Annotated in this window: 16 protein-coding genes; 6 read left to right on the top strand and 10 right to left on the bottom strand. The window is 63.7% G+C overall.

Translation table 11 applies throughout. The annotated features are described in order from the left end of the window. Positions 1-32 precede the first annotated feature (32 nt). On the top strand, positions 33-227 hold the full coding sequence (locus tag H7687_RS18060) for a hypothetical protein (RefSeq protein WP_183350000.1): 195 nt from the start codon (positions 33-35) through the stop codon (positions 225-227). An 87-nt stretch (positions 228-314) separates the two neighbouring features. Beyond that, positions 315-1,082, top strand: coding sequence for a DNA/RNA non-specific endonuclease (locus H7687_RS18065; protein ID WP_183350002.1), 768 nt, complete (start codon positions 315-317; stop codon positions 1,080-1,082). 6 nt (positions 1,083-1,088) lie between these two features. Here the strand turns inward: H7687_RS18065 and H7687_RS18070 are convergent, their stop codons facing one another. The 4 genes from H7687_RS18070 to H7687_RS18085 form a co-directional block, all read right to left on the bottom strand. Continuing rightward, entirely contained in the window at positions 1,089-2,474 is a 1,386-nt protein-coding gene (locus tag H7687_RS18070) for a S10 family peptidase (protein ID WP_246404983.1), read from the bottom strand. Between the two features lie 422 nt (positions 2,475-2,896). After that, positions 2,897-4,351 (bottom strand): DUF3443 family protein, encoded by a 1,455-nt coding sequence (locus tag H7687_RS18075; protein ID WP_183350006.1) that lies wholly within the window; start codon positions 4,349-4,351, stop codon positions 2,897-2,899. After that, positions 4,338-4,808, bottom strand: coding sequence for a DUF2844 domain-containing protein (locus tag H7687_RS18080; protein ID WP_183350008.1), 471 nt, complete (start codon positions 4,806-4,808; stop codon positions 4,338-4,340). Before H7687_RS18080 ends, H7687_RS18075 begins: the two co-directional genes overlap by 14 nt. Before the next feature lie 204 nt (positions 4,809-5,012). Continuing rightward, positions 5,013-5,633, bottom strand: coding sequence for an OmpH/Skp family outer membrane protein (locus H7687_RS18085; RefSeq protein WP_183350010.1), 621 nt, complete (start codon positions 5,631-5,633; stop codon positions 5,013-5,015). Positions 5,634-5,837: 204 nt separating this feature from the next. Between H7687_RS18085 and H7687_RS18090 the strand changes: the two genes are divergently transcribed. Genes H7687_RS18090 through H7687_RS18105 form a run of 4 tightly spaced genes read left to right on the top strand, consistent with a single transcriptional unit; the run spans position 5,838 to position 7,694 of the window. After that, complete coding sequence (locus tag H7687_RS18090; protein ID WP_183350012.1) at positions 5,838-6,128, top strand: hypothetical protein; 291 nt, start codon at positions 5,838-5,840, stop codon at positions 6,126-6,128. 30 nt (positions 6,129-6,158) lie between these two features. Beyond that, complete coding sequence (locus tag H7687_RS18095) at positions 6,159-6,425, top strand: hypothetical protein (protein ID WP_183350014.1); 267 nt, start codon at positions 6,159-6,161, stop codon at positions 6,423-6,425. A gap of 8 nt (positions 6,426-6,433) precedes the next feature. Beyond that, a complete protein-coding gene (locus tag H7687_RS18100; RefSeq protein WP_183350016.1) occupies positions 6,434-7,300 on the top strand; it encodes a hypothetical protein in 867 nt (288 codons plus the stop codon). Position 7,301: 1 nt separating this feature from the next. Continuing rightward, complete coding sequence (locus H7687_RS18105; protein ID WP_183350018.1) at positions 7,302-7,694, top strand: type II toxin-antitoxin system YhaV family toxin; 393 nt, start codon at positions 7,302-7,304, stop codon at positions 7,692-7,694. Between the two features lie 128 nt (positions 7,695-7,822). Here H7687_RS18105 and H7687_RS18110 read toward each other — a convergent pair whose 3' ends face one another. The 6 genes from H7687_RS18110 to H7687_RS18135 all read right to left on the bottom strand — a co-directional run bounded on the left by H7687_RS18110 (position 7,823) and on the right by H7687_RS18135 (position 20,661). Next, complete coding sequence (locus H7687_RS18110; protein ID WP_183350020.1) at positions 7,823-8,554, bottom strand: 4'-phosphopantetheinyl transferase family protein; 732 nt, start codon at positions 8,552-8,554, stop codon at positions 7,823-7,825. Further along, entirely contained in the window at positions 8,551-9,543 is a 993-nt protein-coding gene (locus H7687_RS18115; RefSeq protein ID WP_183350022.1) for an NAD-dependent epimerase/dehydratase family protein, read from the bottom strand. The genes H7687_RS18110 and H7687_RS18115 overlap by 4 nt, the downstream gene beginning before the upstream one ends. Further along, positions 9,531-11,180, bottom strand: a complete 1,650-nt coding sequence (locus H7687_RS18120) for a fatty acid CoA ligase family protein (RefSeq protein ID WP_183350024.1) — start codon at positions 11,178-11,180, stop codon at positions 9,531-9,533. Before H7687_RS18120 ends, H7687_RS18115 begins: the two co-directional genes overlap by 13 nt. A 3-nt stretch (positions 11,181-11,183) precedes the next feature. Continuing rightward, positions 11,184-12,086, bottom strand: coding sequence for an alpha/beta fold hydrolase (locus H7687_RS18125; protein WP_183350026.1), 903 nt, complete (start codon positions 12,084-12,086; stop codon positions 11,184-11,186). Further along, positions 12,083-13,126: a 3-oxoacyl-ACP synthase III gene (locus H7687_RS18130; protein ID WP_183350028.1), complete on the bottom strand. Its 1,044-nt coding sequence runs from the start codon at positions 13,124-13,126 to the stop codon at positions 12,083-12,085. Before H7687_RS18130 ends, H7687_RS18125 begins: the two co-directional genes overlap by 4 nt. 335 nt (positions 13,127-13,461) lie before the next feature. Beyond that, on the bottom strand, positions 13,462-20,661 hold the full coding sequence (locus H7687_RS18135) for a beta-ketoacyl synthase N-terminal-like domain-containing protein (protein ID WP_183350030.1): 7,200 nt from the start codon (positions 20,659-20,661) through the stop codon (positions 13,462-13,464).

A 20,661-nucleotide genomic window follows, 5' to 3' on the forward strand; every position in this document is an offset into this window, starting at 1 on the left:
GAAGTCTGAAGATTCTGACGAAGGAGGTCAGCGTGGAATATTCAGGGTTTATGCTGGTGTTGGGAGGGGTGCTGCCTTGTCTCGGGCTTGGGCTGTTCTGTTATCTCTTAAAGCTCCTCCTGGGCTTTAAGGGGGACAACCTGGAACAGGAAGAGCCACAGTACGTGCGCGAGATAAACAGGAAGTTGAATCTCAACAACGTCGAGACAGAGCGGGACCTGTCCTGAAGTTGCCAAGACTGTTGCACCGGGCTGCTTCCTCCTGCTAAACTGCCGCGAAATAACTCCGCCCCCACGGGGCTTTGCGGCGGTGCCATGCCTCGTAGCCATCTCTTCCAATTCGTCTTTCTCTTTTTTGTGTCGGCAACCTCTGCCTTCGGCGGAGCTCTCGAGGAGTGCCACGAGTTCGCACTCTACGGCGTGCCCGGGCAAAGCGGCGACCTGCTCTGCCGCAAGGGCTTCCTGCTGAGCCACGACGCGCAAAGGAAGACGCCGCTTTGGGTCGTCGAAAGGATGACCAGGGAGCGGTTGCAGGCCAAGCTGAAACGTACCAATAACTTCCGTCCCGACCTCGACCTTCCCAAGGGGCAGCGCGCCGAACTCTCCGACTACCGCGGATCCGGTTACGACCGCGGCCACATGGCGCCCGCCGCAGACATGGCATGGGACGAACAGGCGATGTCCGAGAGTTTCTACCTCTCCAACATGGTGCCTCAAGCGGGCGCCGGCATGAACCGCGGCATCTGGGCCGAATTGGAAGAGAAGGTGCGCAGGTGGGTGGAACAGCGGGGGGAAGTTTTCATCTACAGCGGGCCGATCTACCCGAAGGGGGCGGTGAAGACCATCGGGCGCAACCAGGTCGCCGTGCCGTCAGCCCTGTATAAAGTCGTTCTCGATCCGGCCCGGCACGAGGCACTGGCGCTGATCATGCCGAACCAGGCGCTGGAGACCGAGGACATGCCGAAGTACCTGGTACCGGTGCGCGAGGTGGAAAGGCAGACCGGCCTCGATTTCTTTTCAACTTTACCCAAGGAAGAACAGGACAGGATCGAAACGTCGACGCCGCCTGCGCTCTGGCAATAAGTTCAACTATTGCTTCAGGCTTTGTCGGATAAACTCTGCCGCATCCGTCTTGAGCTGTGCCAGTGAGTCAGGCTCCAGGTACATCATGTGGCCGGAGCGATACCGCTTCACCGAGATGTTGCGCCGCAGTTCCGTCCCCAGTCCCAGGTGCGCCACGGTGTAGTCGGTGGCGAAGTGGGGGGTGGCCAGGTCAAAGAGGCCCGAGGCGACCATGACCTTCAGGTAGGGGTTCTTTACCATCGCGTCACGCAGGTTCTCGCTGGTGTCGGCGTAGCTGTTCTTGGCCTCCCAGTCCCAGCGGCCGATGCCGCCTCCCAGCACGAAATACTCCAGGTCGGATTGGTAGCCGAGTTCATCCCTGAGGTACGCGTTGACGGCGCTGGTAAAGGGAGGACGGATGTTGGTCACGGTAGCATCGAAAGCGAGGTGTCTGCCCGGTTCCGGGTTCTCCGCATTGAACCTGCTGTCCATCAATCCGACGATGCGCCCCTCGCGGCGCAACAACTCCCTCGCGAAATCCCGGTTATCGACCCTGAGGTTCCTGTTCTCGATCAGCTCGACGCCGAGCCCGGTGAATCCCGCCATTTTCGCCGCTATTGCCTTGCGCTCCGCCGCACCCAGACGATCCCCCTGATTCAGAGCCCAAAGATACTCCGTTGCAGCCCACTGCTCTGCCTGTGCCAGGGTCCGGCCCAGGTCCGCCTGCAATTCGGGTGCGAGTTTACGGTGATACCAGGCGGTCGCCGTGTAGCTGGGAAGGGAAAGCTGGTAGGGGAGGTCGTTGCCGAAATCGAAGCTTATGGTCTGCATATTGAGGACGCTGGAAACCAGGATCAGACCGTTCAGTGCCACGCCGTGCTCCACCAGCTGCTCGGCCAGACCGGCACAGCGGAAGGTGCCGTAGCTCTCGCCGACCAGGAAGACGGGGACGTCCCAGCGCCCGTTGCGGGTGAGAAAGAGCCTGATGAAACGCCCCAGTGAGTCAATATCTGCCTGCACCGCTGTGAACTTCTTGGCGAGGTCGGGCTTGGCGGCGCGGCTGAAACCGGTGCCGACAGGATCGACGAAGACGAGATCGGCTACATCGAGCCAGCTGGAGGCGTTGTCGACCAGGTGAAAGGGGGGCGCCGGCATGCTGCCGTCCGGCATCATCTGCACGCGCCTGGGGCCCAGCGCGCCCAGGTGCAACCAGACCGACGCTGCACCCGGACCGCCGTTGAACACGAACAGCAGGGGGCGTGGTTTGGCGGTTGCAGGCTGCGGGACGCGGTAGGAGACGTAGAAGATCTCCGCCTCGGTGTCTCCCGCATCGTTTTGCACCGGCAGCGTACCGGCGCAGGCCTGGTACGACAGTTCATTGCCGCCGATGACTGCCTTGTGGGTGGTTACCACGGCTCTTGACGGCGCTGTTGGCTTATTATGCGTTTCCTGCTGCTCGGTGTTTTGCGGTTTACTCTCGGCAACAGCGGCCGGCACGTGGACCAAGGCAACAAGCAAAACCGGAACTATCAGTAGTGACCTCAACACGGATCTCCCTCCTTTGCTGCCAGTTCAAATCAAGACACAGACGATACTATCTCATAAAGAAAAACGATTAGCGACTATCTTCCGCCAGTTGTCCATCCCCCTCTCCCTCCGGGAGAGGGCTGGGGTGAGGGCGCTGCAATAGGCAATGATCCCGCTTCGTGGCCCCTCCCTCACCCGCCCTTCGGGCACCCTCTCCCGGAGGGAGAGGGAACTAGCGGAAGTAATCAGGTACAAAAAAGCACCCTGCCAGGAGCAAGGTGCTTTATTGTACTGTAGGCGTAATCGTATCAATAGGCAACGTAGGGGCCGGTGCCCAGGGGTGAGGTTTCGGTTTCGATGCCGAAGGCGACGCTGCGCCCCATGAAGAAGGGGAGTCCCCAGTCGAACCCGAAGCCGGATTGCCCTCCGATGTCGCTGAAAACGCGGTTGGAGCTGTTCACGAGGGTAATGAAGTTGGAGATCTGGAAGCTGACCGTGGACGACGGCGAGCCGGTGGCGCTCACGTTGGTTGCCTGCAAGGTACGGGTCACCGGCGGGCAGTACCAGTCCGTGTTGGGCGAGGCGCATACCGGGAGCACGCTGGGGTCGGCGTTGGGGAAGAACAGGCCGTTGGAACCGGTGTCGGCAAAGCCGTTGATGGCGATCCCGTTGAAGACGGTGGTGAAATCGCCGGCGGCGTCTGTCTTGAGGACCACCGGCTTCGACAAGGTGTTGTTGGTGCTGGTGCCGATTCCCAGGATCACGGATCCGTCGATGGATGGCACCCCGCCGACGGGAACCGGTGGCAGGCTCACGATGAGTCCGTTGTTGTCCACCGGAAGTGCCGCAACCGGGTTCTGCACCTGGTCTGCCAGCGGGACTGAGGTCCCGACGCAGTTGGTCCCGCTGCAACTGTAGTAGACGCCGTTGTTGGCGGTAATGCTACAGCCCGCGCCGCAATCCTCCTTGAACACGCCCACCCCCAGGATGCCGGCGAAGCCGGAGGAGACCGGGGTAGGATCGGCGTTGGAACAGGGGAGGGGGAGCGACCCGAAGCTGGAGTTTATCACCTGGATCGGCACCGAGACGTACGGCTCATTGCCCAGTTTCACCATCGCGGTGCGGATCGGGCCCCAAAGCGAGCTGCCGTCGGCAAACTGGACGCAACCGGTAAGTGAACCGGCACCGCTGGCAACCGGCGGCAGGGTCAGGTTGGGGATCGCCTGCTGAAAGACCCGCAGACCGTAGCTGCCGGTGTCGAGCAGGATGTCATTTACCGTCTGGCAGGCCGAGAGGTCGGGGTTGCAGATGGTGACGCTGACGCAGGCTTTGTTGAGGTAGCTGCCACTTGAACAGAGGGAGCCGTTGACGGTTAACGGCATGACGTTGGCGGCAGGATTCGACGCCGGTGTCGTGGTGACAACCGTGCTTGCCGTCACCGTGCCAAGGGTTGCCGTCACTGTAGTGGTTCCAACCGACAACGCGGTGACCGTCCCCTTGGTCCCTGCCGCATTGCTTATGGTCGCGACCCCTGCAGTGGAGGAGGTCCAGGAAACCTGGTTGGTAATGTCCCGTGTGCTGTTGTCGGAATAGGTGCCTGTGGCGGTGAACCGCCCGGTCGTACCGACGGTGATCGTGGTATTGACAGGGGTTACCGAGATCGAGGTGAGTGCAGGTCCCTTGCTCCCTCCGCCGCCGCATCCCAGCAACCCTACGAGCACCGCTACCATGGTCAAGACTGCCGATAGCTTAACGGATCTCATCGACGCTCACTCCTTCGGGCAGGAGTTCGGGAAGATAGGCCCGCCCTTGCAGGTTTCGCATGTGCCCCCAGGTTTGCACTACCAGCCGTTCCGTCGTCACCTTGGTACCCCGGCGCCCGGGTTCACGCACGGCACTGGCAAGCGCCTTGCGGTAGTCCTGGTGGTAATTGCCCAGCAGGACCTGCAGGTCCGGGTGCACCAGGCCATTCCACGCTACCGCGAAGACGACGCCCGAAGGTGAGACGTACTCCCGGACCGTGGTGGCCGTGATCCCGGATGCGATGGACTGGACACGGTACCTGGGCCGGACCAAAGACTTCTGGAGCACGCCGGAGAACTTCCTGGTGTCCCTGGCGATGGTATCGGCCGGTTCACCCAGAGTCGCTTCCGCAACCCCGCACCGGAAGGAGATGACCAGCGCCAGACAAAGCGAAATAAGCCAAAGTCGTAGCATCATCGTTGTCCCCTGTGCCGCTCGGAAATTGGTCCTTCCCAGAAACAAGGTGACAGTCTACCAACATTTGTAAATTTGTCTTAGCGAACGCTAATTTTTCGAGGTCGCGCAGAAGGAGGGACTTTGGGGCTGAAAAAAGCTTCGCCGCCAGGAAGTCCAAAGGCGGCGAAGCGATTCCAGTTTCAGATGTCTTAAGGGGGCAAGGGGTTACTTCTTTCCTTTCTTCGAGAGCTCGGCGGCAACCTCTTCGCTGATGTCCTTGGACTTCACCTTTTCGTCCGCAAACAGCACACCTTTTTCCTCGACCACCAGCAGGTAACCGTGGGCCTTGGCGTACTCACCGGCAGCCTTCTTGATCACGCCGCCGATTTCGTTGGTGAGCTTGTCCTGCAGTTGGGTTACCTCGAGCTCGCTGTTACGCGCAAGTTTCTGGTACTCCTCGACCTTCTTCTGGAACTCGGCTGCCTTGGCGGCGCGTTCCTTCTGCGTCATGGTGGGGAGTTTCGCCTCGATGGCAGCTTTTTGTTTCTCAAGCTGCTTGGTCTTGGCGTCGAGCTTGCTGCGCAACTGCTCCGACTTCTTCTTGAGCGACTCGCCGGCTGCCTTTCCTTCCGGAGACTCTGCCGCGACCTTGGCCATGTCGATGTACGCGATCTTTACTGCGCTCGCGTCAGCGTCTTTGACCGGTGCAGTCGGGGTAGCCGGGGCAACAGCAGCGGCAGGGGGCGCTGCCAGGGTTGCGGCGGGGGCTGCCTCAGCGGCAAAACCATTGGCGGCGACGAGAGAGGTGAGTGCGGAGCCGATGAGTAGTGCAACGAACCTGTTCATATGAATCGTCCTTTGTTTGAGTAGTGGTGACTGCGACTGGGAGAGCATAAAGCCTTTGTTGGGCTTTGGCAATTAAAAGAAGTGTGCAATGCAGCGCTGCAGTGGCGACAGGCGCATGAAATCAGCCGTCAAACCTTTGCTATAAAGGCTGTTGACTCGTATACGCCTCACTGCTACCATGCCTCCACTCAAGAGGAGTGAACCATGACCGATATGCTACAGAAGCTGCAGTCAGCGACCACGAACGATCCCGCAGTGGCAGAGCTTTTGCGGGAGGCTGTGCAAGAGATCCGCGAACTGCGCAAGCAAAGGGATGCCCTGGAAGAGATCATGATCGTGCTGTCACGCACCGAGCTTCCCTGGGACGAGGATGGCAACCCGACCGAAGCACTGCCGCACTTCAAGGAGCGCTACCTGAACGCGGTGCACGAGGCGGCCGGGCTGCTGGGGCTCGAACTGCGCAGCACCATCACCAGGACAGAACCGAGAACCTGATCCAGCCCTACACGGAATAACGGAGCGTACATGCCTAGCAACATGATGGAATGGGGATTCGTAGTTGTTTTCTTCCTCCTGCCGGGAACCATCGGCGCCTATGTCGCCTACACCAAGGGGCGCAACCCGCTGCTGTGGTTTTTGCTGAACGCCCTCTTTGCTCCCACCGTGATGATCACGCTCTTTCAGCGCCCCCAGCGCCCGGTGCAGGGGCACTACCGGCAATGCCCGAAATGCAGCGAGTTCAGCAAATGGCGCGAGAATTCATGCCGGTTCTGCGGCACCGCGCTTAGCTGACCCGGGCCATGTTCTTCCGAAAGCAGCCTGATTTTGGCCAACTCCTGCGCGAACTGGGGGGCTTCACCCGCCGGGACGTGACCCAGGGGCTCAAGCTCGCCAAATACAAGAAAGCGGCGCAGACGCTGCTGAAGAAAGACCCTGTCTCAGCCCACGTCCTGCTTGGGCTGGTCGCCTGCCTGGAACACGACATCGCCACGATGCACGCCCAGTATCTTCAGGCCATCGAACTCTCCGACTCCTATCTCTCCCTGATGTACTACGCCTTCACCCTGGAAAAATCCTGTCTTTGGAACGATGCGGCCAAGTACGCCCTGCTCGCGCTTGATCGCGCGCCCCAGGAACCGAAACTGCTCAACGCCGCCATCGGTATCGCGCCGTTAACCGGTAGATTCTCGCTGCTCAAAAAACTGCTGTCCCAGTGGCAGGAGGATCACGAAGGGGTGCGGCACCCGCGTCAGGGCGATTACGAGGCGGTGAACGAGGCATTGGCTCGCCAGGGACTGGCGGAGCAGGACCTGAAGACGGTGCTAAGCGCAATAGGAACCGCCTTTTCCGAGACCGACGCCATGCTGCAGCATTACAGCTACGAAGTGGTGCGCGGCAAGGACTCTTCCTTCATCCACTATCGTTTCGTACTCCCGGACAACCTGGTGGCCACCTACTACGAGGACCGGGTGTCCGAAAGGCTCGCCACCATGGCCTGCCATCCCCGCATCTTCGACGCGTTTTCCTTTTCGGTGGAGAACGGTACCTTGTACGAACTCTACGACAGCATGGAACGGGAACTTGCTTTAAGTGCCGACACCATCAGGGTCCCGGACCCCGACAAGATGAAGCTGATCGAGGAACTGATCAGAGACGTGGAGGTTTAGGATGGTAAGCAACGAGTCGCGCATCCGCTTTCACGCCGCCTTCGAACAGGTGCTGGACGAACTGATCGCCGTGGTGGCCAAGGAAAAGGAAAGGAACCCGCAGACCTACAAGGATTCGCCCCAGGCGAAGCTGTTGGCGCGGGTGTATCGCGCCATCAAGGACGAGATCCCGGCTGACCCACAGCATGCCTCCTACTACCAGGGGGAGGCCGAGGGGCACGCCTACCGGCAGTGGCGTCGAGCCAAGCCGACCAAGGAGCACCGGCTCTTTTTCAAGTGGGACAAGGAAACCAACGCCATCATCTACGCCTGGCTCAACAGCGAGGTGAGCCTGGTGAAGTATAGGAGCCACATGGAGGCGTACCGGGCGTTTAGGGGGAAAAGCAAAGGGTGATGGGAATTATGGGAGGGATGGGAAGGATGGGACTTATGGGAAAACTGTAGGGGGCATCGTTTCCAGAGAACTATGGACCGTAGCGTCCCCGCCCCCGGAGGGGGAGGGGACAGGGAGGGGGCTGCAAGTCAGCAGTTGCTTGGTACGTCCCCCCTCCCAACCTCCCCCCTCCGGGGGGAGGAGTTCACTGCCAAAGCCGCGCAATAACCGGCGGGGACCGGCAGGTCTGCGAGACGCCAGCGGTTGACCTCGGTCGGGTCGGCTCCGTGCCCCAGGAGGGCCGCAGGTTCACCCGGGCGCAAGGACACATCGAAGCCGGTGGAGGGTTGGGAAAAACCGCTGCCGGCCGCCTTCATATAGGCTTCCTTCCTGGTCCAGCAACGGTAGAACGCTTCCAACTGCTGCCGCGGGTCCAGCCCGAACAACTCTTCCCGCTCCCGCACAGAAAAATAGCGCTCCGCCATGGGGCGAAACGCCAGGTCCTGCCGTACCTCTTCCAGATCGACGCCTATCTCCGCGCCGTAACACACCGCTACCAGCAACTGACCGCCGGCATGGGAAACGTTGAAGCGCAGCCCTTCGGCCACCTGTCCAGCGGCGAGATACGGCTTGCCGAACTGGCCTTCCGCAAAGACAAGCCGCCCGGGTTCCTCCACGACAAGACCCGCCAGGATTTCCCGCAACAAACCCCGTCCCACCAGGAACTCTTCACGCTTGCCGCTGTCGAGCAGCCTTGCGCCGCGGCGCAGTTCGGCTTCGCTTAAATAGCCGATCAGCCGCGTTTTCTCCTGCTCCGGGCGCTGCAGCGGTTCGAGCCGGTACTGCGCACGTACCGCCTCCAGTCCGGCGACGGGAATCAAGCCCCTGCCTCGAACGACGCCCGCAGCAGCTGCAACCCTTCTTGCGTCGAGATGCGCGGCGTATAGCCGAGATCCCTGCGCGCGGCGGAGATGTCGAACCAGTGGGAGGTGGCGAGCTCCTTCGCAACGAAGCGGGTCATGGGAGGTTCGCCGGGAAGCCTCAGCGTCTTCCAGGCCAGCTCGCAGGCGATGCCGGCGGCATAGGCCACTCCGGCGGGGATGGTGCGGGTAACCGGCGGGACGCCTGCGGCATCGAGGATAGCGTTGACCATGTCCCAAAGGGGAATCGGCTCGCTGTTGGAGATAAAGTACGCCTTCCCCGCCAGCGGGGCGTCGACTGCGAGGCGGTCCGCCGCGTTCAGGTGCGCCTCGGCGGCGTTTTCCACGTAGACGGTATCGACGAGGCAGGTGCGGCTGCCGATGCGCCTCAAGGCCCCGGCGCGCCCCTTGGCGACGATGCGCGGCACCAGGTGGTTGTCGTTAGGTCCCCAGATCAGGTGCGGCCGCAAGGAGACGGTGGAGAGGGTGCGCGAGTTGGCGGCGAGCACGGCCTTTTCGGCTAGCGCCTTGGTGTGCGGGTAGGGGGCATGGAAATGGGCGGGGTAGGAGAGCGACTCGTCGCCACCCTCCACGTCGGAGCCGTCGAATACCACGCTCGGCGAGCCGGTGTAGACCAGGCGCCTGATGCCGAGGATGCGGCAGGCGGCGATCACGTTCTCGGTGCCGACGACGTTGGCCAGGTAATACTCCTGGAAATCGCCCCAGATGCCGGCCTTGGCTGCCACGTGGAAGACGATGTCGCACCCCTTGGCCGCTTCGACGACGGCGTTCAGGTCGGAAAGGTCGCCGCGACGCTGCTCGACACCGAGCGCGGCAAGCTCCGGGTAGTCGCCACGCGAGAAACTGACCACCTCGTCGCCGCGGGCGCGCAGCTGTCTCACGAGGGCCGAGCCGAGAAAACCGCCCCCTCCGGTGACTAGCGCGCGCATTTCAAACTCTCTGCAGCCCAGACCGCCAGCTTTTCACGGAAGATCTTGGCGTTGTGCCGGATGTCCACCGGGAAGGCGGGATGGAACAGGATGGTCTCGATGGACCTGGTGTGAATATGCTCTTCAGCCAGCGTTTTCAGCTCCTTGCGGATCTGCTCCTGGTCGACCTTGACGTCCTTCTCCAACTCGATGCAGATCACCGGCGTGAGTGCCCCCGGCTCGCCGACGCCCACGAGGGCGCTGCGGAACACGGCGGGATGGGTGTTGAAGACGGCCTCGCAGGGGATGGTGTAGAGCGGACCCGCCTCGGTCTCGACGCGATGGGCCTTGCGGCCGCAGAACCAGACACGTCCTTCTTCGTCCATACCGCCGAGGTCGCCCATGCGGTGGAAAAAGGAGCCCGTTGCCGGGTCGATGATCTTGGAGAGGTGGTCGGATTCCGGGCGGTTGTAGTAACCGCGGGTCACCTGCTCTCCCTGCACCACGATCTCGCCGATCTTGCCGGTCGGGACCCGCAGCATGTCATCCCAGCCGTAGATGGGGTTGTCGGTGATCTGGATGATCTCCAGGCGGATGCCTTCGACCGGACGGCCGACGCAGACCCCGCCGCCGGCGTCGGTAATCTTGCGGGTTTCCTCAAGGATCTCGGTGCTGCCGATGGAGCAGACCGGGAGCGCCTCGGTGGCGCCGTAGGGGGTGAAGACCTGCACGCCGGGGTTCAACAGGCTGGTGAAGCGCTCCAACACGGAGGCCGGAACCGGCGCACCGGCCGAGATGGCGCGACGCAGGGTCGGCAGTTTCACGCCGTGCTCGACGCCGTAGCGGCCCACCCGGTTGATGAGCGCAGGGGAACCGAACATCGTGGTCACACCGTACTCGTTGATCGGCCCCACGATCTTTTTGGGATCTACCGAGCCGGGACGGGTGAAGTCCATCTCTGGAATCACCGCGGTCATGCCGAGCGCCGGGGCGAACAGGGCGAAGAGCGGAAAGGTGGGGAGATCGATCTCGCCCGGTTCGATGCCGTACACCTCTTTGAGCGCCTGCACCTGCGCGGAGAAGTTGCCGTGGCTGTAGATGGCGCCCTTGGGGATGCCGGTGCTGCCGCTGGTGAAGAGAATGGCGGCTACATCGTCCTTTTGTGTCGGGGCGGGCGTGAACGGGGCGTCGTCCTGCTGCTCCGCGATGATCTTGGCCAGCGTGGTCCCTTCCCAGAACAGGCGCGGCCCGACGGTAACGCAGGTGCGGATGGTTTCCTTGCCCCAACCGAAGAGCTTGCGGGCGATGTGCGCCTTGGGAATGCCAATGAACGCGTGCGGCTCCGCCTCGGAGAAGCACTGCTTCAGGTTCTTGATGCCCAGCCCCGGGTCGATGAGCACCGGCACCGCGCCAACCTTGAAGAGGGCGAAGGTGAGGGCGAAGAACTCCGGGCTCGGCGTCACCATGAGCACGGTGCGCACGCCGCTGCGTATGCCGTTGGCGATCAGGCCGCGCGCGATCTTGTCGCTCAGACCGTTCAGTTCGGAGAAGGTGAGGCTGCGCTTCCCCTTGGGGAAGATGATCGCCCTGGTGTCCGGCTGGCGCCGGGCCATCTCCGGCAGGTGCGCGGCAATGTTGACGAATTCGGTTTCGGCCATCGGTCAGGCAGTCTCCCGGGTCTCGGTCTGCTGCATAAATTGCACGATCATCGGCACCACTTCCTCTTTCATGTCCTCGAGGATGTAATGCCCGGCGTCGGGGTAGCTCTTCACCTGCGCATTGGGGAAGCGGCGCTGCCACTCGGCCAGGAAGGTGGTGTCGAACACGAAGTCGAGCTCGCCCCAGAAGATGGCCATGGGGAGTTCGCGGAAGCGATCCAGCCCGTTGGCGATCTCGCTCACCAGGTCGTAGCCGCGGTCGCCGGGGGCAAGCGGAATGTCCTGCACGAAGCGCAGCGTGGCGATCCGGTTCTGCCACGAGTCATAGGGGGCGCGGTAGGCCTGCATCAGTTCCGGCGACATCGGGTTTTTCTTGCAGCCGACGATGGAAGCGCCGACGCTGAAGGCATTGAAACCGCGTACCAGCAGGGTGCCCAGCATGGTATCGCGGCAGATCTTCAGCCCCAGCGGGAAGGTCTTCTCCTTGGGGAGATGGAACGCCGCGGTGTTGAGGACCACGATGCGGCCGATCCGTTCCGGGTGGCGGCTCGCGTACCCCATGCCGATCATTCCGCCCCAGTCGTGCACCACCAGGGTGATCTTCCCCTGCAGATCGAGGGAGTCGATCAGGCGCTCCAGGTCGTCGATGCGGCGCGAGAGGGTATAGTCGTAGCGGTCGTCGCCGGGCTTGTCGGAGAAACCGCAGCCGATGTGATCCGGCACGATGCAGCGGTAGTTGTCGCGCAGCGCCAGCACGAGGTTCCGGTAATAGAAGGACCAGGACGGGTTGCCGTGCACCATGACCACCGGCGCGCCGGTCCCTTCGTCCAGGTAGTGGTAGGCGAGGCCGTCGAGGTCGAGGGTGCGGCCGGTGAAGGGGTAGTATTTTTTCACTTCGTCTCTCACCAGTCCACTCCCAGCATGAGGCAGTTAAGGCCGCTTCCGATGCCCAAGAGGGCGACACGGTCGCCGGCGGAAAGGACTTCCCGCTCGTCGGCCAGTGCGGCGGTCAGCGGCAGCGACACGGTTCCCATGTTGCCCAGGAACTCGTAGCTGGTGAAGTCCTTGTGCAGCGAGATGCCGAGCGTTTTGAGGATGGCGCTCTGGTGCGCGCTCCCCACCTGGTGGCAGATGACGCGATCCACGTCGGTCTCCCGCCAGCCCACCTCCGGCAGGAACTCGTCCCAGGTGCGGCGTCCCAGTTCCACGCCGTAGTTCATGACGCTGACCGCATCGGTGCTCATCGACTGTTCGTACCCACCCCTGCCGTCCGGGATCATGCCCCAGAGGCAGAGCCCGTGGTGTTCGGGGGCCGCCTGGGCGATGCCGCCGCGCAGCCTCCTGCGGCCAGACTTGGAGAAGGAGCCGTCGGTGAGGAGCACCGCGACCGCGCCCGAGCCGCCGGTCAGCGTGGCCAGCGAGCTGGCGAAGTTCTCCATGCTGCGGTCTTCCAGCATCTTGGCGATCATGACGTCGTTGATATCGCGTGCGCTCTCGCAGGAGACCACCAGGCCCGCCCGGATCTGCCCCAGTTCGATGCGGTTGGCGACCTCCAGGATGCCGTTCAAGACGCCCAGGCAGGCGTTGGAGAGGTCGTAGATGGCGGCGTTGCCCGAGACGCCCAGGCCGGCGGCGACGCGGCAGGCCGTGGCCGGCTCGAAGCGCTCGCGGCAGACGCCGGTGTAGAGCAGGGCGCCGATCTCGTTGGGGGAGATGCCTGCCGCTGCCAGTGCCTTTTTACCGGCCGCGATGGCGCCCTTGGAGAGCTGGAAGCCGGGCTCCCACCAGCGCCGTTCGCGGATCCCGGTAAGGGCCTGCAGCTGTCCCGGGGTGAAGTGCAGCGTCTTGTAAAGCGGCTCCAGCCGCGCCTCGAGCTCGTCCGAGGTGACCACCACCGGAGCAAGCTCGTAACCGAAAGATTCGATATATACCTTGGAATACTTCATCTAGCACCTTAAGAAACTGAAGCTGAAAAACTTAAAAGCGGAAAGCATGACCACAGAGGACACGGAGGTCCACAAAGGGCACAGAGAAAACATTATGTACAAGCAGCCTCATCACCCCTTCAACCTTGCGAGGGAGTGTGGTCCAGCCGCCTCATCACCCCCTCGCCCTTTGGGAGAGGGTGCCCGAAGGGCGGGTGAGGGCGACGCCACGGAGTGAGAGGGTTGCCAATTGCAGCGCCCTCACCCCAACCCTCTCCCGGAGGGAGAGGGAGCGCGAACCCGAGATAACGTAGAACGTAGAACGTAGAACGTAGAACGTAGAACGGCCGTTAGGTTTAGCCTCTCTCCACCTGCACGGTGAAGTCGTTCATCTGGTAAATCGCACGTCCGTCCACGTACAAGAATCCTGCGGCGGTAAGGACGCGGTTGGCGTCGTCCACGGCTGTGATCCACGCCATTACCGTGACTTCCTTGTTGGTCGGCACGACCTGGCCACGGTAGAGCCAGCGGTGCTTGCGCTCCAGGGCTACGGCGGAAACAGTGTCTCCTTCGTTCCATCCCCAACGCTCGACGGCGGCAAACTTCATCAACTGCAGGAACGATTCGAGCCCCAGCGATCCCGGCGTCACCGGGTCCTGGTAGAAATGCGCCTTGAAGTACCAATCCTCGCCGACAACGGTCTTGGTCCCCCTGATATAGCCGAGGCCTGCCGGGCCGCCATCGGCGACGTACAGGTCGATCCTGTCGATCATCCGAAGCATCTTGTCCGGGAAGGGACGCTGCTCGGGGTAGGGGAGGGAACGCCCGCGGCCGGCTTCCTCGGCGCTCGGAATGTACGGAGCCGCCTCGCGGATACCAACCTGGTTGGCCAGCGCTTCCTTGGCAAAGAAGCCGAACATGGTTTCGCCTTCGTACAGCACGCCATGACGGTCAGCGACGGAGAAGTCGAACTCCTGTATGATCATCCCGCCGCTGGTGGCGGCCTTGGTGAGGGTCGCGGTGGCGGTCAGGGTGCCGCTTTCCGGCGTAACGGGGCGATGCTGAACGGCAGTGCCGCCGAGGTTCCGGAAGGAGATGTCGGTCGGGCTGGTGAGCGCGGAGCCGACGTAGGCCGCCAGCCAGCCGCAGGGCTGCAGCGCGGCTTCCAGGAGCACGGCGAAAGGCATGCGCGGCTGACGGTCGGCGGCGAAATACCACTCGTCCACCGGGATGTCATACTGCGCCTCGGCCATGGCGCCCGGCACCATCTGCCACGGCTCGCCCTTGATGCCGGTAACCCGGTCCATGAACTGGAACGGCGGACCGGGGAGGCGGGCGATCTTCCTCTCGCTGTCGAAGACCTTGTAACGGTCCCCGAACCCTTCGGAAGGATTGCCGTTGCTGTATGCCAGGATCTGCTGCTTGGTGTAGATGGCCGGCTTCTGATCGTAGGCAGGCGCCTGCACTGCGACCGGGGCAAAGTTGTGCGATTGCGCCACGTTAGGCTGCCACAGCTGAAGCAGCGCTTCACGGGTGGTGCCGGTAAGGCGCGCGGACATATTGGTGATTTCGACGATGGGCTTGCCGTCGGCGTACATCAGTGCATCGACGATGGCGTACGGTTCCGGGCGGTAACCCAGTTCGCGCACGGTGACCTCGTAGGTGACCACCTTTGTCGTCTCCAGGACCTGGCCGCGGCAGCAGAGCTGGCTGGCCACGCCGGGGACCGGCTGCCAGGCGGCACCGTCGGCCTCGGCGACCCAGCCCAGGCGCAGCAGGAAGATGCGCAGCGTGTGCATGCAGCACTCGTACATGAGCGTGCCCGGCATGACGCGGTCATCGACGAAGTGACAGGTGATGAACCAGTCGTCGGGATGGATGTCCGCTTCGGCGCGAATGAAACCGAGGCCGCAGCGCCCGCCATCGGGTACCAGTTCCATGACGCGGTGCACCAGTTCCATCCTGCCGCCGGGTATGGTGAGCGGCCGCTGGATGGGCAGACCGGCAAAGAGCGGCCCGAAGCATCCGGCAAGGTCGCCGCGGCGCAGGGCATCCAACTGCCGCGCATCGTAAGAAGCGGGCTGCATGGGGACCAGGTACTGCCAGTCCGCCGGCAGCTTGCCGGTGCGGGGACGCAGGTCGATGGCGCCGCGCACGATCCCCTTGCCGGCATCGAGCTCCTGTTGGGTGAAGAAGCCGGCGCAGCCATTGCGCATGGAGAGGAGCGGCTGCCCATTCACGGTCGCCTCGAAGTGGAAGCGGAACAGGTAGGTCTCGCCCTGCTTGAAGAAGCGCTCTATGCGGATGTCGTAGTTGATGGTCTCGCCCGGCGCGGGAAGCTCGCGGTGGAAGGTCACCACGGCGTCCAGGAGCCGGTACACGGCGAGTCCCTTGGTGATGAAATCGATGCCGAGGTAGCCGGACAGGAACAGGTCGGCTTGGCCCGCCTCGACCGCGATGCAGGTCGGGATGCGGCCGCCGTCCAGATACCAGGCGCCGGGATGCACGTCGTGTTGGGTGACCACGCGGCCGCTGGTCATCGATTTCGGCTCGCCCTCGAGTGCCACGATGCGGTGCACGAGCTGCAGCGGCACGTCCGGGAGCCTAACCCTGGTAGGGTAGCTATCCGCCTCGGCGAACTCGGGACCAAGCATCTTGGCCACCGACCCGATAGCGAACTCCAGGCACATGTCGTAGTCGTACAGCGCCGGCAGCGCGCCAGGGTAGGGCGCAGGCATGGGAGCCGGTGCCTGAGCTGGAGCTACAGACGGTGCTGCAGTATCGATCGCTGCACATGCCCCACGTCCTCCCCTTTGCGAAGGGGAGACAGAGGGGATTTGCCCCTCAACCGGTATCCCTGCAGCCACCATCTGCTCCTGAATGGATATCTGCAGTGCCAGCGCGTCGGCGATGGAGCGGCTCAGGTCGTTGGCCACGCGGAGGTACGCCTCGTGGGCTTGCTGGTGTGCGTCCCGGGCCCGGGCAAAATCGCCCAGCAAAGGATCACCGACCGGCTCGGCGGCAGCCGCCTGAGCGACAGGAGGTGCAACCGCAGCGACCGGTGCAGCCGTAATGGGTGTGGGCTGTGCCGAAGCCAGAGGTGCGTTAACGGTCGTGGTAGTTGCCGCTGTAGCGGGCGTAAAGCCAGCCGCAGTTGGTGCTTTTTCGATCGTACTTACCGGTTTATTTACGACTGGCATTACCGGCGCAGCGGTTGCAGCCGGAGCCAGTTCTCTCTCTGCAGCCAACGACGCGACGTCGGTAGTGGGTGCTAGGGGGACTGCCACCTGCGGAGCCAGTCCCCTCTCCGGTGCGAAGGGGGAGCCCCCCGTGGAGAAGCGAAGCCCTTTCGGCTCGGATGCCACTGCCGATGCCAACACCGGTACATCGGGCACGTTCAAGAAGAGCGGCTCCAGGTCGACCGGTACGCGCTCGGCGCTGAGCTGGGCCATGAGGCGCAGCAGCCCGGAGTTGGCGTCGGTACCCGGCTGGCAGACCGAGCGGGCCACGTGGGGACGGTTGTTGAGGATACGCCCGATCATCCGGCTGCAGGAAGCGCCGGGGCCCATTTCGATGAAGTAGCGGATCCCTTCCTCGTAGGCGGCTTCGATCACCTTCGGGTAGTCGATACCTTCCACGGCCTGGGCCAGTATCGACTCGGCCGCGCTGCGGCGGTTCACCTGGTAGGCACTTCCGGCGGCGCCACTGTAGAAGGTCACGCCGGCGGGCGGGTTGGTGTTGAAAACGTGCAGGTCGCGGTAGGCGTTGGCCACCTGGCGCGCCACCTCGCAATGCACGGTGGTCACACCCTGCAGCGGGAAGAAGCGGCAGTCGAGCATGGCCACCAGGTGCTTTACCCACTTCACGTCGCCGCCGATGACGCACTCGTCCGGCGTGTTGACGATGAGCAGGTAGACGCGGCTGGTCTTTTTGAGGGCGCGCCGCACTTCGCGCGCGGGGGCGTCGACCACGCCGATGCTCCAGTTGATCTCCTTGCCATCCGGCTCGCCCCAAGCCTCGCGGGCAGCGCGGCATTCGCCGGCGAGATCGCGGGTGAACAGTGTGGACGCCTTCATGCGGGTCAGCATCAGGTCGCGTTCGGTCCAGGTGCGGGTGGCAAAGAGCCCGGCGGACTCGCCCAGGCTGTAGCTGATCACGGCGTTGGGCTTGATCCCGAAACGCTGCACCACGTCGGTGACGGCGCAGCCAGTGGCTACCTGCCCGAAGATGACGGCCAGATGATTCTCGTGGACGCTGTCGATGGGCGCGCCGTTCCAGAACTGCTCCGGCTGGAATTGCTCGCGCAGGTACAGGTTTTCCGCGTCCTGGCGGCGATACACCTCGGGCCAGCGGGCGGAGAGTTCCATCCCCATGCCGGCGAAATGGTTGCCGGAACCGGGGTAGACGAAGCCGATCTTGCCGTTTTTGCCGATGGGGTTGGCGTTGAAGAAGAGACGGTCGCGCTGGGACGGGTGCAGCACCGCCTCGGCATAAGCCGCATCGGAGCGCAGGATCCGCTCTCCCTGCTGGCACAGCGATACCAACTCGTCGGCGCTGCGCGCCACCAGCGACACGGCAAACGGTGCGCCGGAGGCGCTGCTTTCCTTGCAGACGCGCCGGGAAAGGAACGACATTTCCGGTGCCGGCCTCTTTTCGGCCGTTTCCCGCAACTGCCGCACACCTTCAGCCAGTTCCTGCCGGTCGGCACCGGTGATGATGAACAGGAACTCGTCCCAGCCCGCCAGCGGGGCCACCCGTTCGACGGTGGCGCGCTCCGGTACGTTGTCGTAGCCCTGCAGCACCACGTGGCTCACGCTGCCGTCCACGCCGAAGACGCTGACACCGGCGTGGCGCGCACCTTCGCTGCGGTTTCTGAGCCAGTAGCGCGATCCGTTGGGCAGGAAGAGGGCGCCGTTACCGGATAGCTGGCTCACCGGGCGCTCACCGGCCCGGGTACCGGGGATGATCTCCTGGTACAGCGCCAGGCAGCCGCGCACCAGCGAGGCGAGGCCGGAAGCTGCGCCGGTGTGGCCGATGTCGGCCTTGACGCTGGCAACGGGGATCCTCCTCGGCTGGGCTACGGGACCCGGCTCATCGAAGAACTCGGTGAGTGCCGCGGCTTCCATCCGGTCCTCGGCTGCGTTGCCGCTGCCGTGGGCCTCGATGAGTCCGATGCTGGCAGGAGCAACCTCTGCCTCACCGTAAGCACGTTCCAGCGCGTGACGGTAGGCGGGGACGCCGGGGAGCATGACTTCGCCGCTGGCGCTCCCCACGCCGCCGATGACGGCGTAGATCCGGTCCCCGTCGCGCTCGGCGTCTTCAAGACGCTTCAGGATCACGGTAGCGGCGCCCTCGCCGACCACGGTGCCGTCGGCAGACTGGTCAAAGGGGGTGGCGCTGCCAAAGCCGGAGTAGGGGCGATTCAGGTGCTGCCCGATGACGGCCCTGAAGTCACCGGCTAGGTCCACGGCGCCCACGATGGCGCGGTCGATCTCGTTGGACTGCAGTTGGCGCACCGCGGTTTCCAGCGCACGCAGGCCGGAGCTTTCCTCGCTGGACATGGTGAAGCTGGGGCCGCCGCAGCGGAACTCGCGCGCCACGCGACTGGCGACCACGCTCCCCAAGGCACCCATGGTGCGGTTGGCGGTGAGTGCCGGGCCTGCCTGGTTACGCAGTTGTTCGATCCACTGCTCCAGGTCCTCAGGCGAAAGCTGCAGGCCGAGCTGACGCGCCCATGCCTGCGCCTTTTCCGCGATGGTCCAACGGAAGGCGAAATTGGTGCTGTTCAGGTCGAGCGCAATGCCGACGAAGACACCGGCGCGCAGGTTGTCGCCGCGCTCCATGCCCGCATCCTTGATGGCGGCTGCCGCCGACTGCAGCATGAGCAGCTGCTGCGGCAGCATCTCCTCCAGCTCTTTGGGCGGGATCCGGAACTGGTCGGTCGGTTGGGCGAACTCGTCCAGATAGAAGCCGGAGAAGGGGGTGTCCTTCAGCTTTTCCGTGGCAAACCAGGCGCTTTGCTCGGCGCCCCACCAGTCCTTGGGTTGGGACGGTTTGGCAGCGGCATCGCCACCCAGGGCACGGGACTGGAACGATTTCAGATCCTGCCACTTGCCGAAGCGGGCGTCGAGCCCGACCACCGCTATGGCCGGGGACTGGCTCCGCCAGGTGCCTGTCCCCCTTGTTTCAGGTTCAGCAGCTACGCCACTGGGCAGCCATTCCTCGACCAGCAGATGCGCGTTGATGCCGCCAAACCCGAACGCAGAGACGGCGGCACGGCGCGGCACGCCGTCGCCACGGCGCTGCCACGGGGTTGCCCCCTGCAGTACCCGGAACGGGCTCTGCTCCAGTTGGAAGCTCTCCGGAGCCTGCTTGAAGTTCGCGGTTGGCGGCAGGGTTTCCTCGGCCATGGCCAGCAGCACCTTGGTCAGCGCGGCGGAACCGGCGGCGGTCAAGAGGTGGCCGATGTTGGACTTCACCGAGCCGATGACGCATCCCTTTCCGGTGGCGTCGCCCCATAGTTCCCTGAGGCTGCCGACTTCGGTGGCATCACCGACCGGGGTGCCGGTGGCGTGACACTCGATCAGGTCCACGTCCTGCGGCGCCCAGCCGGCCTTCTCGTAGGCGGAGCGCATGGCACGCAACTGGCCGTCGGCCATGGGCGCCAAGAGGCTGCCGCCCACGTCGTTGGAGAGGCCGATCCCCTTGATCACACCGTAGATCCTGTCTCCCTGCGCGAGGGCGTCATCCAGCCGCTTCAGCACGAAGATGCCGGCGCCTTCGCCCACGACCAGCCCGTCGCCGGAGGCGTCGAAAGGCGAGCAGATGCCGCGGCGCGACAGGGCGCGCAACTGGGCGAAGCCCATCTGGGTGTAGAGGGGATCGGGACGGGACAGACCGCCGGTGAGCATGGCGTCGGCGCGGCCGGAAAGGAGCTCGTCGCAGGCGAGCTTTATCGCGTAGAGCGAGGAGGCGCAGGCGGCGTCCAGGGTGCTGCAGCCGCCGCCCAAACCGAGTGCGGCAGCCAGAAGCCCGGCGGGAAGGCCGGCGACGTAGCGGTTGAGTGGGTTGGGAATGGGATCACTGCCGGCGTGCCCCAGAAGCTTCTCTTCGAAGGTCCGCCCCAGGAGGGCACGGGAGAGCTCCGCGGATTTCTCGCTGGGAAGTGCCAGGTTGCCGATGATAACGCCGACGCGGGAGCGATCGATCTTGGCGGTGACCGCACTGTCGAAGGCCCTCTTGCCGGCGTGCAGCAGCAGGTGGCAAGCGGGATCCAGCCCGTCGGCAAGCTTCGGGTCGATGTGCAGCCCGGAAAGCGAGGACAGGGGAGGGAGGCTGTCGATGAAGCAGCCACGCTTGGAGTAGACGTGGTCCGGCTTGCCGGCCTCGGGATGAAAGGCGGCGTCAGCCGCGAGGGCCCAGCGTCCGGCCGGGACCTCGCGCGCCGCGCTCTTGGCGTTACGGATGTTTTCCCAGAATGTTGTCAGTTCCGGCGCGTCGGGAAAGATCCCGCCCAGGCCGACGATTGCCACGGAAGGCGACTGCTGCTGCTTCAT

This window comes from Geomonas paludis (assembly GCF_014193585.1).
GTDB classification, from domain to species: Bacteria; Desulfobacterota; Desulfuromonadia; order Geobacterales; family Geobacteraceae; genus Geomonas; species Geomonas paludis.